The organism is Flagellimonas flava (assembly GCF_050617915.1).
GTDB classification, from domain to species: Bacteria; Bacteroidota; Bacteroidia; order Flavobacteriales; family Flavobacteriaceae; genus Flagellimonas; species Flagellimonas flava_A.
In genome coordinates this window covers 70981-85440 of the sequence record NZ_JBODQE010000011.1, presented here as the reverse complement: position 1 = coordinate 85440, position 14460 = coordinate 70981, and the positions used below count along the sequence as shown (strand labels likewise).

Genomic DNA, 14460 nt, shown 5'->3' with positions numbered 1-14460 from the left:
CGCTCGGACCCTCCGTATTACCGCGGCTGCTGGCACGGAGTTAGCCGGTCCTTATTCTCATGGTACCGTCAGCTATCTACACGTAGATAGGTTTCTTCCCATGTAAAAGCAGTTTACAACCCATAGGGCAGTCATCCTGCACGCGGCATGGCTGGATCAGTCTCCCGACCATTGTCCAATATTCCTCACTGCTGCCTCCCGTAGGAGTCTGGTCCGTGTCTCAGTACCAGTGTGGGGGATCCCCCTCTCAGGGCCCCTAACCATCGTTGCCTTGGTGAGCCGTTACCTCACCAACAAGCTAATGGTACGCATGGCCATCCCTGTCCGATAAATCTTTAATCAAAGTATCATGCGATACCTCGATACCATGGGGCATTAATCCAAATTTCTCTGGGCTATTCCCCTGACAGGGGCAGGTTCCATACGCGTTCCGCACCCGTGCGCCGGTCGCCGGCGGATTGCAAGCAATCCCCGCTGCCCCTCGACTTGCATGTGTTAGGCCTGCCGCTAGCGTTCATCCTGAGCCAGGATCAAACTCTTCATTGTAAAAAGTTAAATAATTTCAACTTCCGAACAATCCAAGTAACTGACATCAAAATGGTTCCTCGTTATTCTCTTTTACGCTGTCTATACAATATGTCAAATGAACTTCTAAACCAAAGGGCAAAAAAACAGGCCCGAAGACCCCAATATCAACCCTTAAAAACGCCCGGCCTTATCAGCTAAGCGGGTGCAAATATAAACAGGTTATTTTTACTCAGCAAATAGTTTCGGCTATATTTTTTGTCAAAAAAATGAATGATTTTGTAACCTGCTGTTTTTCAACAAAGAATTATCCGATAATTATTCCAACTTTATGAAAAGAAATTCCAAACCAAACCAAAACGGATTACAAAATCACGGTACGGGTAATTTGGAGCCGAGTAATAATTAGGTTCAGAAGTAAACAAGGTATTAAAGTGTTCCGCCTTCAAATAAATCCTTGTTTGTCTAACTTTTGCATTAATAAAGAAGTCCAGCAGCGGGTAACCCCCAAACTCCTCATTGTTTTGAATATAAAACTCCCCTAACAATGGATTGTACGCATTCATATTATAGGAAGCAAAATATTTAAACGTTACGCCTGTTTGCAAGAACATTGCTTTTTTAAATACATCCTTAGAGAAATACAAGGTATTCCTTGTCAATACTTGGGGTAAATTAATTACGTTATTGTCCTGCGTTACATTTTGATACAAGACCGTATTGGCCAAAGCCCACCTTCTCCATTTAACCTCCTTGAAATATTTTACACGTAAATGATTTATGGTAGACGCTTCCTGAAATGGTCTCACAAAAGCGGTTTCCTCTCCATTGTCAATTTGTTCCTGGGTTGCGGTAGATTGGAAATAGGTATAATTATCAATGGCACTGTACTCTGCTTCCAAATGGCCCAAAAGCTTTGAGTCAATCCCAAAACTTATGTTCTGAATTTGTTGTTTGTCAAACGTATCAGTGTTTTGCCAATTGTAATTTCGATAATCGCTCTGATACAACAAATAATTGAAATCAGGCATTCTGGACGAAGCATGAATCCCTCCAGTTATCTTATAGTTGTCATTGATTTGATACTCCAATTTGGCATTAAAGGCATTACCTGCCATATCTCCAGATATATTGTAATTCAAATCACCACTCAATCTTAACCTTCCCAAATCTTTGAGATAGGTTCCTCCCACACTTATCTCCTCTCCTTCCAATTTGTTTTGGATAATCCCTGTATCTGTTTCCAAAATGCTATTGAAAAAGTAGTTGTAGTTATACAAGCTCACCATTCCTGTAAGTTTTCCCAAGATACGGTTGGAAAACTCCGCGGAAACCTTATTGAACATGGTCTTTAAACGAGCCCTGTCCTCGATAGGGGTAACAAAAGGATCACTTCCAAAAGCACTGTTTTGGGAAGATTGGGTAAAATCGTAAAATTTGGTCTCATAGGTAAACTCATGACCCAAAGTCAAGCTGGTAGGCAACCCCTTTGTGGAATCCTTTTTTACATTGAACAGTTTCCACTGGTGATCAAAATAGTACCGCTTGCCCAAAATTCTATTGTTGGCATCGGTGAATACAACATCTATTCGGGAACGATCGGAAAAGTCATCGGTGGCTGTGCTCTCAAATTGTTCCCTGAGCAATAATCCTCCGTTTTCCTCAGATTCCAAATCTTGGGCTGTAATATGGCCACGAATGGTATAATTGTTCTTCTTGTTCACATAGTTAAAAGTAGTCCTGAAGTTGCCCGATTGGGTTTGATCAAACCTATATTTCCCCAAAGACCTAAACCCCTTATAAGCTACGGAAGCGCTAAACTGTTTTGAAAGATTGAAAGCCAGTAAAGCATCCAACAACTGCCCCTGTTCCAAGGTAGTCTTGAACATCAGCTCGGTCATTGGTGTAGGGACATGGTAATAATTAATATCCTCCACTTCCATGTAATTGGCATGGCGAGCGGTGGCTCCGAGAAGTGGGTAGTACGAATTCTTGGAGAACTCCCTTCCCAACACATTATAAGGACGCCCAATGTTCTCAAAGGGCATTACTTCAAAATCATCCCTTCGCAGATAATTGTATTTGTACTCCTTTCTTATGGTCAAGGTAGTATCCAAAATGGTCGTATCTCTTGCATAGGAAATAATCTTGTAATCTTCAATACGAACCGTGTCCTCCACCAATTCAGGTATCCTAGGTCTATTCAGCATTGGTTTTTTCTTGGCCGGTTTCTTTTTGGCCAGGGAATCCAGCTTCTTGGGTTTTTTAACTGAATCCCTTTTCATGGTAACAGAATCCAGCTTCTTCATTTTAGCAATTGAATCCAGTTTGGCAGGAATTGAATCCGATTTTTTCGCCAAGGAAATAGAGTCCAACTTAACGGTCAAAGAATCCAATTTTTGAACTTTTGGAATGGAGTCCTGGATTGTGGGTAGGGAATCAATCTTTTTTGGCGGTGGAACGGAATCCTGCTGGGCAAACAAGGACAGATTCACAATAAAGAGTAGGGCAAAAAATACAAATCTCATTCCGTACTATTGGTCAGGCAAAGGTATATGTTTTGTTTCTAAAGAAATGTGAAAGTTTAGTTGTAGAAAAACTAAGGTTTTTTTTTAGGTCAATTCTTCTTAGTTTTCAATGGTCCAAGATGACGAGTGCCATTTTTAACCATGCTCAAAAACCACTACAAATTTATTAATGAAGCCGGTACCGATGAAGCAGGTAGAGGTTGTCTGGCCGGGCCCGTGACGGCAGGAGCCATAATCTTACCTAAGGATTTTCAGAATGGCATATTGAACGACTCCAAACAACTTACCGAACTAAAAAGGGAACAGTTGAGACCTATTTTGGAAAGTGAGGCCGTTTCCTATTCGGTTTGTCACGTTTTTGAAGAGGAAATCGATAGCATCAATATTTTGAACGCCTCCATTTTGGCCATGCATCGCGCACTTGATGGATTGCAAACCACACCAAGCTTTATTTTGGTAGATGGAAACAGGTTTAAACCGTATTTGGAAATTGGGCATGAATGCATCATCAAAGGTGATGGAAAATTCATGAGTATAGCGGCCGCCTCCGTGTTGGCCAAAACCTATAGGGATGAGTTTATGGCAAAAATCCATGAAGAGTACCCCATGTACAATTGGAAAAAGAACAAAGGATACCCTACCAAGGAGCACCGCGACGCCATAAGAGAATTTGGCCTCACCAAATACCACAGAAAAAGCTTCAGACAGCTTCCAGAACAATTGACTCTGGACTTCTAAAAACCTAAATTTGTTCCAAACTTCAAAAATGAAACATAAGGCACTACTCTATTTGCTTGCTCCATTTCTTCTTTGCTGCAAGCCTGAAGTGCAATCAACCGATTCCTTGTTGAGTCATTTATTGCCCAACGCCAGTTTGATCATCAAGATCAATAACCTCTCCAATTTTAAAAGTGAACTGAAAAACAGTTCATTTTTGGAAAAAACCAAGGGTTTTGGCATTCACCAAGACTTGGAAAACAAACTAAATGGACTCCAATACCTAAGTACTGACGCTGAATGTTTAGCAGCCTTTTATGAAGTGGGAAAGAACAATCATGAGTTTGTTTTTACCTTAAAACGAAATGCCACTAGCTTTTCGGCGGACAGCATTGGGGACCGCACGGTGGAGACTTTGACATATCAAAACAAAAACATCACCAAATATACACAGGGCGACCAAGCCGTATTCAGTCTTCTACTGGACGATGTTTTGCATCTAAGCTCTTCCCAAATACTGATAGAAAATATAGCTAGAACCCCAAATCCCAATACGGCAAGCGGGGTACTTAAACGATTGTACAGCACATCGGCCCCATCCAAATCCGCAACAATTTTTGTTCATTTGGACGAACCCTCCGCAATGCCCTCAGCCCAAATCAAAGAGGGGCAAGACCGTACACATTCCTTTTCGGATTGGTTGTCTCTGGATTTTTCAGCCAATTCGGATCAAATTAGCCTTAGCGGGGTAGCTTTGGCTTCCGATTCCACAAAAAATTTCATCAATCTATTTAAGGGTACCAGTCCATTGGCCAATAAGGCCCAGCTTTTTGCTCCGCAAAACACGCAGGCTTTGGTTTCCTACACTTTTGATGACTATTCCGTTTTTGCGAAAAATCAGAATGAGTATTTAAATAGGGTGAAGCCCACCGATTCGTTATTCAATACCATTGAGGAACTGGGCATTATCAGGGTAAACAATGACAAGGTGGTACTTCTCAATTCTTTTGGGACAGAAAGTATTTCTGAATTTCTAAACAATGACAAAACTGGCACTTCCAATTATCAGGGAAGTGAGATCCTGTCCTTAAAGTCCAAGGATTTCTTAACTGAAGGGTTTAATCCATTGTTGACTGGGTTTGAATCCAATTTTTGCACCATTCTTGAGAATACTTTTGTCTTTTCCGAGAAAAAGGAAGCGCTTCAAACCGTATTGAGCAATTATAAAAGCAGTGCCACTTTTGGCAATACAGCTGCATTTAAGACCGCTGCTGAAACCCTGGCCAACGAATCCAGCATCCTGTTTGTCTCCAATGCCTCTGGAGTGGACTATTTTGCCGAAAAGGATTTGGTGCCTACAGTGAGTGATGCGTTCAAGGCCTCCAACTTTAAGGATCATACTTTTGCAGCCCAGTTTGTATCGGACAACGGGTTTTCCCATGCCAATATTAGCATTGGCAAGATTGCCAAAACCGTTACTTCAAAATCTGTCACACCTCTGTTCACTTTGGAACTGGATACAGATTTGGCCATTAACCCACAATTTGTAAAAAACCATCGTACCAACAAACAAGAAGTTGTGGTACAGGATCAAAACAATGTACTACACCTCATTTCCACAGATGGGAAAGTACTTTGGAAAAAGCAGTTGGAGGGGAGAATCCAAGGCAAAATCTATCAAGTGGACATCTACAAAAATGGTAGGTTGCAGTTGGCATTTTGCACCAGCAACGAGTTTATGATCGTGGATAGAAATGGGGAAGACGTACCTCCTTTCAAAATGAAATACGAAGGAGGAAATTTGAACCCGCTTGCCGTTTTTGACTATGAAGGACGGAAGGACTATCGCTTTGTGGTCACACAAGGTGAAAAGGTATTCATGTACAACAATCGGGGTAACATAGTGGATGGCTTCACCTATACCCGCGCGCAAAGTCCCATCTTATCTGCACCCAACCATTTTAGAATGGGGAATAAGGACTATCTCGTATTTCAATTGGAGGACAAAACGTTAAAAATCCTTCACCGCTCAGGGGGAGACCGCATTAAAGTGGCGGAAAAAATCGATTTCTCCGACAATGGTGTCTTTTTATATAAGAATAAGTTTTCGGTCACCAATAAAAAAGGAGTACTTCACCAAATAGATACCCGGGGAAAACTCACCAGCACCAATTTCAACCTAAGTCAGGATCATGGAATGTACACCACCAGTAAAACCTTGGTGTTTATGGATGATAATGTGCTTACCATCAAAGGAAAAAAGGTGGAGCTGGAGCTCGGGGTATATACCCAACCGAAGATTTTCTACATCTATGACAAGATTTATGTGAGTGTAACCGACATCCAAAGTCAAAAAATCTATCTTTTTGACAGCCAGGCCAAATCCATTCCCAACTTCCCTATTTTTGGGAACTCCCTCATTGATATGGTAGACATGGACAACGACAAGCGGTTGGAGCTTGTGGCCAAAGATCAAGAAAATTCCATAATTGTCTATAGGATCAATTAAAGCCCTCAATTGCAGCTTATACAAAAGTTGGAACAGATCACACATCTTGTTCTCATTTGCGGGGATAACTTTTGTAGTTTTCTAGTGGATCTTTTAACTTAAAAGACACACTATCAAAACACTATAGCAATGAAAACCTCATCCCCTGGCAAAATCCTATTGGGTTTTGTCCTCGTATTTGGGTTTTGTCTGAACGGCAATGCCCAATTATTAAAAAAACTTGGTAAACGTGCAGAAAGAGCTGCTGAACGTACCATTGAACGACGCGTTGATAAAGAAGCCTCAGAAAAAACAGATCAGGTTCTGGACAGTATTTTGGAGCCGGGCTCTGGAGGAAACAAACAAGGCCCAAACACCACGCCCAGTCCAACTGGCAATGAGCCCAATTCCCAAAGTGGGCAATCTGGGGGGCCAACCAGTTCATCTGGCCCTAAAACCATAGAGGTCTACAGCAAGTTCGACTATGTGCCCGGTGACAAGCAAATGTTCTTCGATGATTTTGGCAATGATTTTATTGGGGACTTCCCCTCTAAATGGAACACCAATGCAGGCGGTGAAATTGTGACTCTGGGAGATTCACCACAAAAATGGTTGGAACTAAAATCAGGCTTCAACATTTATTACATACCCAATGTTCCGCAACTACCGGAAGAGTATACCATTGAGTTCGACTTGGCCGCTGTAGGTCTGGATAGACAAACCTCCTCCCAAGCAAAGGTGGCCATAACCCTAAGTAATGATGATGCATTTAAACCGGGAAGCAACAATGCCTACGCAGAAATTCCATTCTGTCAGTATGCCGCCATTGGAGTTACGGTGCAGAACAATATCAACGGAAAAAGGGAAATAAGAAGCACGGTCAAGGCGGATCTTAGGGATGTGGTTCTGAATAATCCCCATGTTTCCATCGCCGTAAACAAACAACGGTTTAGATTATGGGTAAACGAGGTAAAATACATTGATGTTCCCAGATTGGTGGCCCCAGGAGCCGTTATTCACACTGTAAAATTCCTTGCCAACGGCTTTAAGGATGGAAAGGAAAAGGTTTTCATATCCAATCTTAAAGTTGCTGAGGGGGGCGTTGACCTGCGCAGAAAACTAATTGCAGAAGGTAAAATTTCCACTAATGGAATTTTGTTTGACACTGGATCAGCCAATATCAAACCTGAATCCATGGGTATTATTCGACAAATTTACCAGGTGATGCAGCAAGATGGAACCATCAACCTAAAAATTGTGGGGCATACGGATAGCGATGGCAGCGATGCAAACAACATGGCTCTGTCCAAGAAGCGCGCGGCATCGGTAAAAAATGCACTAGTATCCGTTTACGGAGTAAATGGTAACAGATTGACTGTGGACGGTAAAGGGGAATCTGAGCCCGTAGCCGACAACAACAGTCCGGATGGGAAAGCGCAAAACAGAAGAGTTGAATTTATAAGACAATAAAATGAAGAAAGCAATCCTCATACTCCTTGTTCTAGGTCTGGTTTACAGCGGAGGTATCCTGGCCCAAACCGATTGTAGCAAATACTATCCTGTTTCCGATGGAGCCAAATTTGAGATTTCCTTGTACAACAACAAGATGAAAAAGGAAGGAAAAGTGGTTTATAGTGTTAAAAATGACGCTGGCGACAAAGTGCTCTACTCCATGGAAATGTACGATAAAAAAGATGTACTCCTTGGCGACTCTACCTATGGGATGCACTGTGAAGAAGATGGTGTTTCCATCGACTTTAAATCCATGATGGGTTCACGTATGACCAGTCAATTTGGTGATATGGAATTGGATATTACCGGCAACAACATTTACCTCCCCAACGATTTGGAAGTAGGTAAGGTACTCCCTGATGCCGAAATGCAAATTACTGTGACCGGGGCACCCGTGGCGATGAATTCCGCAATAAAAATGGTCAATAGAACGGTAATAGGTGAGGAAGAAATCACTACTCCCGCGGGTACGTTCCAATGCATGATTCTTGCATATACCTCCGAGATGAAAATGGGAATTACGAATAGAGGATATACCAAACAATGGCTGGCGGAAAATGTTGGTATGGTCAAGACTGAAGACTATAACAAAGAAGGTGGAAAATTAAGAAGCATTAGCTTGCTTACCTCCTACCAGCAATAATTTGCCGGCAACCAACCTGAATAGGAAACCGGGGCATTACACCTCGGTTTTTTGTTTTGTTAGCTCTGCTTCAAAAAGTTGTTCAAAGTGCTTTAACAGTTTACCCTTTACCTCATCCATGTCCACCATTTTTTGACCCAGCTCCACATTTAAGGAGGTAACTGCTTTGTCCTTGATTCCGCAGGGAATCATGAGGTCAAAATAGCCGAGGTCGGCATTCACGTTCAAGGCAAAACCATGCATGGTCACCCATCTACTGGCACGTACACCCATAGCGCAAATCTTTCGAGCAAAAGGAGTACCTACATCCAGCCAAACCCCAGTTTCTCCTTCGGAGCGTTCACACTTCAATCCGTATTCCGCCAAGGTTAAAATAACCATTTCCTCCAAAAGTCGAAGGTACTTATGTATATCCGTAAAAAAGTTGTCCAGATCCAAAATGGGATACCCCACAATTTGTCCAGGCCCATGATAGGTGATATCCCCTCCCCTATTGATCTTATAAAACGAAGCCTCTTTGGCCTTTAATTGGGCTTCGTTGACCAAAAGGTTGTCCATGTTCCCACTTTTGCCCAAAGTGTACACATGGGGATGTTCAACAAATAGAAAATGGTTCTGGGTGGGCTCTTGGGTGCCGTTTCTCCTATTTTGGATTTTTTGATCTACAATTTCTTGGAACAATTCTTCCTGATAATCCCAAGTTTCCTTGTAATCTTTGAGTCCCAAATCCTGAAGAATAACTTTCTTGTTCATCCTGCAAAGATACGAAGACCCAGCGCAGCAGTCTAATCTTCCAGCTCTACTTCCAAATCCAAGGAGGATGGATCCTTCATTAAATCCATAAATCCAACCTCGTAGAAAAGCGTTTTGCCATCGGCACTAAAAGTAGCACCTTCCACATTGGCGGATTTGACCCTTCGCGGGAAATGATATTTCAAAGTATAGGTAGAGCCCGAAAGGAACATTTCCGCTCCTTGCATACTGTCCAAACTTTGCTGAAAAAGTACTTGATCTATGATTTTAGCCTTTCGGGTAAACGTATTTTTGGCAAAGGAATAAGATACCTCAGTGGTAGGTTCCTCGGAACCTAAACCGCCAGGTTGCTCCTGTCCATTACCTGGACCAAAGGAACTGGCCCCTTGGAAGGCATTGAACGCATCATTGACCTCCTCTATTTTCTTGAACTCGCTGAAAAGATCAAATTTCATCACCTTTTCATCCGGGTTCATGACCATGTGCATTTTAAAAGGCTCCAATTTTTTCAGTTTTGCTTGTTCCTCAGGTGATAATTGTGATATGCTGTCCTTCTTTTCTTCCAACAAGTCCTTAAAGGAAATCAAGGAATCCACAGGTTTTTCATTGGATTTTTTCATTTCCTCCCCGGCCATTTCCATAAGTTCCGAGCCATCAAAATTGATGGACAGCTTGCCCGTTCCGTCTTCGTTCAAAAAAATTTCTTCGGTAAAATTGCAAGAGGAGGTCAAGGCAAGTACAATGGCACAGGCCCAAAACTGGATTTTTTTCATGGAAGTGATTTTAGTTAGTGTTATTTAGGATGACCAGAGCCCCAATAACTCCAGGAACCCAGCCGCAAAGGGTTAAAAGTAATACAATAACAAAAGACCCACAACCTTTTCCGATAACTGACAAAGGGGGAAAAATTATAGCCAATAAAACTCGCCAGAAACTCATGATCTTGATTAATGTTTGATGATACTTATAGGTAGCTTATTTACCCATTTTGTTACACAAAACCACTATTTTTAATTTCCATTAGACCTGTATGCGTGCTTTTGCATTTTTAGTTTTTCTATTGAGCAGCTTTGCTGTTATGGGGCAATACCATTTTTCTGGAGAATTATCCAAGGAAAATTCTGGCAGTATGGTCTATTTGTCCTTAGTTGAGGATTATCGCAAATCCTCCAGGGTGTATTTGGAGCAGATTATCAGAAAGGTACCTGTGGATTCATTGGGCCAATTTAGTTTTGAAGGCAACAACCTTTTGGATGATAATAGGATATACCGAATTCATTTGGACGGATGCTCTGAAAATGCCAATGCACAGCATTTTTTAGGACATTGCAACAGTAGCCAAAGTGTTTTGTTTATTGCCAACAATAGGGATACCTTGCATTTTCCCACCTCCTTTGGAAACCAGACGCTGTGCACCGTAAATTCCACCAATCCCAAATCAGCATTAATACTCGATATAGAAGCCTTAAAGGAGGAGATGGTTTTCGATTTCATGGAGTTTAGAAGCGAGGCCAACCAAAAGCTTAACTCAGATAAATGGTTTGGAAAGCTCCAAGACTTTGGGCAATCCGCCGAAGAACCTCTGGCCGAACTTTATATCTACGATTTCCTTTCGGATAAAAGAAACGAAACCTATAACCATTACCTGTTGGACGTTTCTGAAAATGATTACTATGCTAATTTGCTAACCAGATTGAAGAGCAGCTATCCCAATACAGGCTTTACCCAGCAGTATGAAGCTGAAATTGTCTCGGATCAACATTTGGTCTCCTTCCGTAACGGAGATGCCTGGAGTTGGAAATGGGTTTTAACAGGCTTGCTTGTATTTTCCCTTGGACTCAATATCTATCTAGTATTTCGAAACCAGTCCAAAACCAAAAAGCAAAAACAGCAGCTGTTGCAAAAACTCACCTCCCAAGAACAAAAAATAGTGAACTACATCCTCAACGACCGAAGCAACAAAGAGATTGCGGCCGAAATGTTTGTAAGCTTGAGCACCATCAAAACACACATCAACAATCTCTATAAAAAGTTGGACGTATCCTCCAGACAGGAAGTTGTTGCCCGATTCAAAAAGTAAAAATCCACCCAGGGTCTAGACCCCAATTCCAACCCTTTCACATAAGATTCAAGCAGTATTTAGGTCATTTTCGGAGCAACTTTAAATCCGAAAATCATGAAATGTACATTCTTAGCACTTCTGTTGTTTTGTGCTGGAGTATTGAGCTCCCAAACCTTTAATGAAGAAGTCCAATTGGAAAACGGGAAGTCCTTTTTATTGGGGAAAATCAATGTGGAAGGGCTACAAACCCAACCCTATAAGGACTGGTTCCAATCAGGACATGAATCTTATGTTGTGGACAGTGCCCTAGTGGAGCTTTTTAAAACTTCTTTGCAGGATTGTCACCTTAAACTGTTTTTGGGCACCTGGTGCGGAGACAGTAAAAGGGAGGTGCCCCGTTTTCTGAAAATCCTTGAAACAGCAGGCTTTCCTATGGAAAACATTGATATTGTGGCCTTGGACCGTAGAAAGGGGAAGGTAAAAACCAGCCCAACAGGAGAAGAAAGAGGTTTGAACATCATCAGGGTACCAACCATGCTCTTCTATAAAAATGGAAAAGAGGTCAACCGAATCGTGGAAAGTCCTATTGAATCTTTGGAAGAAGACATGGCCCAAATTCTAAGTGGCCAACCCTATACCCCCAATTATGCCACAATAAGCGGGTCGAAGTAAGGAATTAAAGCGCAAAAGTGTAATTTTGCGCTTTAATTTTTTATAGACTATGCAACTATCGGAACAGGAAATCGTTCGAAGGGAAAAATTATCAAAGCTAAGGGAGTTGGGAATCAACCCTTACCCAGCTGCACTTTATCCAGTTGATGCCACGTCCAAAAGCATCAAAAACGATTTTGAGGAAGGAAAAAAGGTGGTGGTTTCCGGTAGACTGATGTCAAGACGAATCCAAGGAAAAGCCTCTTTTGCCGAGTTGCAAGATAGCGAGGGTCGTATCCAGGTTTATTTCAATAGAGATGAAATTTGTCCTGGAGATGATAAGACACACTACAATGAGGTCTATAAAAAACTATTGGACATTGGTGACATTATCGGAATTGAAGGCGAACTGTTTACCACCCAAGTGGGTGAAAAGACGGTAATGGTCAAAAATTTTAGTCTGTTGAGCAAGGCACTTCGGCCCCTGCCACTGCCCAAAGTAGATGCGGATGGAAAGGTGTTTGATGAATTTAATGATCCCGAACTTCGCTATCGTCAACGATATGTGGATTTGGTGGTCAATCCATCCGTAAAGGAAACCTTTATAAAGCGAACCAAAATCACCAATAGCATCCGTGAATTCTACAATGAGAGGGGATATTTGGAAGTGGAAACTCCCATTTTACAGCCTATTCCCGGTGGAGCCGCGGCACGTCCGTTTTTGACGCATCACAATGCTCTGAACATTCCCTTGTACCTCAGGATTGCCAACGAGCTTTATCTTAAAAGGCTTATCGTCGGCGGTTTTGATGGGGTATATGAATTCTCCAAGGATTTTAGAAACGAGGGGATGGATCGAACCCATAATCCAGAGTTTACCGTGATGGAGCTCTATGTGGCCTATAAGGACTACAATTGGATGATGGAAACCACCGAACAGTTGTTGGAGAAAATCGCCCTGGATGCCAATGGAAGCACCAAGGTCACCGTAGGAGATAATGAAATTGAGTTCAAGGCTCCCTATGCCCGTGTACCTATTTTGGAGGCGATTAAAATACACACAGGTCATGATGTAGCGGGTATGGACGAGACCCAACTTAGGGAAGTAGCCCAAAAACTCGATATTGAAGTGGATGAAACCATGGGCGTTGGTAAACTCATTGATGAAATTTTTGGGGAGAAGTGCGAACATCACTATGTGCAGCCCACTTTTATTACCGATTATCCCAAAGAAATGAGTCCGTTGACAAAAGAGCACCGTGACAATCCTGCCCTTACGGAGCGTTTTGAGCTGATGGTGAACGGGAAAGAATTGGCCAATGCCTATTCCGAGTTGAACGATCCCATTGATCAACGGGAACGTTTTGAAGAGCAGCTCAAACTTTCTGAAAAAGGAGATGATGAGGCCATGTTCATTGACCAAGATTTTTTACGTGCCTTGGAATATGGTATGCCCCCAACTTCCGGGATTGGAATCGGTATTGATCGTTTGGTTATGCTGATGACCAATAACTCATCCATTCAAGAGGTGTTGTTCTTCCCGCAAATGCGTCCCGAGAAGAAACAGGTGGAACTTACCGAAGAGGAAAAAATCATAATGGAAATCCTGAAGCCCATAGGTGAATTGCCTTTGGCCGATCTAAAGGAAAAAGCGGCACTTAGTGGTAAAAAATGGGATAAAAGCACCAAAAATTTGGCAAAACTTGGGCTATTTGAAGTGCAAAAAACCGATGATGGACTGCTTGCCAGATTAAAAGCCTAATTCCACCCCAACTTCATTGTATAATAGTCAACCCAAAACCTTATGAGACTAGTCTTGCTTGCCCTATTTATGTCCTTTTCTGCAAATGGGCAATTAGGGGCGGTAAAAGCCGTTGTCACCAAATCTGATGGAGAACAACTGGAAGGCTTCGTTAAAAATGTAGTCGCGTCCAAACCCGTAAGCGTAGTTTCGTTTGCTACTACTGCCCGCGGGAAATTCCAGAACATCCCTGTCTGGGAGGTGGAGAAAATTGTCCTAAAAGGGAAAAAGGAACTTCTGATTCAGGAAGTGGATATTGACAATGGAAATAACAACCTGCTGATGCTGGAACGGGTTGATCGTCACCGTGAATTTTCCTTGGAGAAAAAAAGATTGTATTTAGAGCTTTTGGTGGATGGGGAAGTTCCCTTGTACAGAACAAGATTGGACAATATTGAAAAGTTCTTTATTCGGGATCAGCGTGGAAAGATTGTTCAATTGTTGTTCAAAAAGTTTTTATGGAAGCGCCATCCCGATTATTTGGGGCCAGATCGGGTAGAGGAAAACAATTACTATCACGGACAGCTTTCTGAAGAAGCCCGTTGCTTGAACAAAAAGGGGAAATTTGACCCCCCGGAGTATGCCAAATTGAAATTGGTGGCCTATTTCAAAAGGTTCAATTCCGGCAACTGCGGAAAATAATCCTCATTGGCAATAAAATATCCGTCAAGCTGGGCATAATTTGATGAATTTCATCTCGATATCTATGTTCAGCATCGTTCAAAAGTCGTTCGGCGAAGATTAGCTAGACCACTTTCCAAATTTCCTATATTTATGATT

Annotated in this window: 12 protein-coding genes and 1 rRNA gene; 8 read left to right on the top strand and 5 right to left on the bottom strand. The window is 42.1% G+C overall.

The window, feature by feature from the left end; all coding sequences use genetic code 11:
* Together ACRHOZ_RS19135 and ACRHOZ_RS19130 are read right to left on the bottom strand one after the other, a co-directional pair.
* Positions 1-546: ribosomal RNA gene (locus tag ACRHOZ_RS19135) — 16S ribosomal RNA — on the bottom strand; the annotation flags it as partial.
* A gap of 308 nt (positions 547-854) precedes the next feature.
* Positions 855-3053, bottom strand: a complete 2199-nt coding sequence (locus ACRHOZ_RS19130; RefSeq protein ID WP_431129246.1) for a putative porin — start codon at positions 3051-3053, stop codon at positions 855-857.
* Between the two features lie 141 nt (positions 3054-3194).
* Here ACRHOZ_RS19130 and ACRHOZ_RS19125 point away from each other — a divergent pair, with 141 nt between their 5' ends.
* The 4 genes from ACRHOZ_RS19125 to ACRHOZ_RS19110 all read left to right on the top strand — a co-directional run bounded on the left by ACRHOZ_RS19125 (position 3195) and on the right by ACRHOZ_RS19110 (position 8413).
* A complete protein-coding gene (locus tag ACRHOZ_RS19125; protein WP_431129243.1) occupies positions 3195-3791 on the top strand; it encodes a ribonuclease HII in 597 nt (198 codons plus the stop codon).
* Positions 3792-3819: 28 nt separating this feature from the next.
* Positions 3820-6279, top strand: a complete 2460-nt coding sequence (locus tag ACRHOZ_RS19120) for a ribonuclease HII (protein ID WP_431129240.1) — start codon at positions 3820-3822, stop codon at positions 6277-6279.
* Positions 6280-6408: 129 nt separating this feature from the next.
* Positions 6409-7728: an OmpA family protein gene (locus ACRHOZ_RS19115; protein WP_431129237.1), complete on the top strand. Its 1320-nt coding sequence runs from the start codon at positions 6409-6411 to the stop codon at positions 7726-7728.
* Between the two features lies 1 nt (position 7729).
* Complete coding sequence (locus ACRHOZ_RS19110; RefSeq protein ID WP_431129234.1) at positions 7730-8413, top strand: TapB family protein; 684 nt, start codon at positions 7730-7732, stop codon at positions 8411-8413.
* Positions 8414-8449: 36 nt separating this feature from the next.
* Here the strand turns inward: ACRHOZ_RS19110 and lipB are convergent, their stop codons facing one another.
* Genes lipB through ACRHOZ_RS19095 form a run of 3 tightly spaced genes read right to left on the bottom strand, consistent with a single transcriptional unit; the run spans position 8450 to position 10105 of the window.
* Positions 8450-9166, bottom strand: coding sequence for a lipoyl(octanoyl) transferase LipB (lipB, locus tag ACRHOZ_RS19105; protein WP_431129231.1), 717 nt, complete (start codon positions 9164-9166; stop codon positions 8450-8452).
* 32 nt (positions 9167-9198) lie between these two features.
* Positions 9199-9939 carry a hypothetical protein gene (locus ACRHOZ_RS19100; RefSeq protein ID WP_431129228.1) on the bottom strand — a complete coding sequence of 247 codons (741 nt, stop codon included), beginning with the start codon at positions 9937-9939 and terminating at the stop codon, positions 9199-9201.
* 10 nt (positions 9940-9949) lie between these two features.
* Entirely contained in the window at positions 9950-10105 is a 156-nt protein-coding gene (locus ACRHOZ_RS19095; RefSeq protein ID WP_116183855.1) for a YqaE/Pmp3 family membrane protein, read from the bottom strand.
* 91 nt (positions 10106-10196) lie between these two features.
* Here ACRHOZ_RS19095 and ACRHOZ_RS19090 point away from each other — a divergent pair, with 91 nt between their 5' ends.
* The 4 genes from ACRHOZ_RS19090 to ACRHOZ_RS19075 all read left to right on the top strand — a co-directional run bounded on the left by ACRHOZ_RS19090 (position 10197) and on the right by ACRHOZ_RS19075 (position 14322).
* Positions 10197-11246 (top strand): response regulator transcription factor, encoded by a 1050-nt coding sequence (locus ACRHOZ_RS19090; protein WP_431129224.1) that lies wholly within the window; start codon positions 10197-10199, stop codon positions 11244-11246.
* 96 nt (positions 11247-11342) lie between these two features.
* Positions 11343-11900 (top strand): thioredoxin family protein, encoded by a 558-nt coding sequence (locus tag ACRHOZ_RS19085; protein WP_431129221.1) that lies wholly within the window; start codon positions 11343-11345, stop codon positions 11898-11900.
* Positions 11901-11949: 49 nt separating this feature from the next.
* Positions 11950-13641 (top strand): lysine--tRNA ligase, encoded by a 1692-nt coding sequence (gene lysS / locus ACRHOZ_RS19080; protein ID WP_431129218.1) that lies wholly within the window; start codon positions 11950-11952, stop codon positions 13639-13641.
* 42 nt (positions 13642-13683) lie between these two features.
* Positions 13684-14322: a hypothetical protein gene (locus ACRHOZ_RS19075; protein WP_431129215.1), complete on the top strand. Its 639-nt coding sequence runs from the start codon at positions 13684-13686 to the stop codon at positions 14320-14322.
* Positions 14323-14460 lie beyond the last annotated feature (138 nt).

Excerpts from the sequence above, each read along its gene's own strand:
- ACRHOZ_RS19130 (WP_431129246.1), bottom strand. The coding sequence starts at position 3,053 with ATGAGATTTGTATTTTTTGCCCTACTCTTTATTGTGAATCTGTCCTTG.
- ACRHOZ_RS19125 (WP_431129243.1), top strand. The coding sequence starts at position 3,195 with ATGCTCAAAAACCACTACAAATTTATTAATGAAGCCGGTACCGATGAA.
- ACRHOZ_RS19120 (WP_431129240.1), top strand. The coding sequence starts at position 3,820 with ATGAAACATAAGGCACTACTCTATTTGCTTGCTCCATTTCTTCTTTGC.
- ACRHOZ_RS19115 (WP_431129237.1), top strand. The coding sequence starts at position 6,409 with ATGAAAACCTCATCCCCTGGCAAAATCCTATTGGGTTTTGTCCTCGTA.
- ACRHOZ_RS19110 (WP_431129234.1), top strand. The coding sequence starts at position 7,730 with ATGAAGAAAGCAATCCTCATACTCCTTGTTCTAGGTCTGGTTTACAGC.
- lipB (WP_431129231.1), bottom strand. The coding sequence starts at position 9,166 with ATGAACAAGAAAGTTATTCTTCAGGATTTGGGACTCAAAGATTACAAG.
- ACRHOZ_RS19100 (WP_431129228.1), bottom strand. The coding sequence starts at position 9,939 with ATGAAAAAAATCCAGTTTTGGGCCTGTGCCATTGTACTTGCCTTGACC.
- ACRHOZ_RS19095 (WP_116183855.1), bottom strand. The coding sequence starts at position 10,105 with ATGAGTTTCTGGCGAGTTTTATTGGCTATAATTTTTCCCCCTTTGTCA.
- ACRHOZ_RS19090 (WP_431129224.1), top strand. The coding sequence starts at position 10,197 with ATGCGTGCTTTTGCATTTTTAGTTTTTCTATTGAGCAGCTTTGCTGTT.
- ACRHOZ_RS19085 (WP_431129221.1), top strand. The coding sequence starts at position 11,343 with ATGAAATGTACATTCTTAGCACTTCTGTTGTTTTGTGCTGGAGTATTG.
- lysS (WP_431129218.1), top strand. The coding sequence starts at position 11,950 with ATGCAACTATCGGAACAGGAAATCGTTCGAAGGGAAAAATTATCAAAG.
- ACRHOZ_RS19075 (WP_431129215.1), top strand. The coding sequence starts at position 13,684 with ATGAGACTAGTCTTGCTTGCCCTATTTATGTCCTTTTCTGCAAATGGG.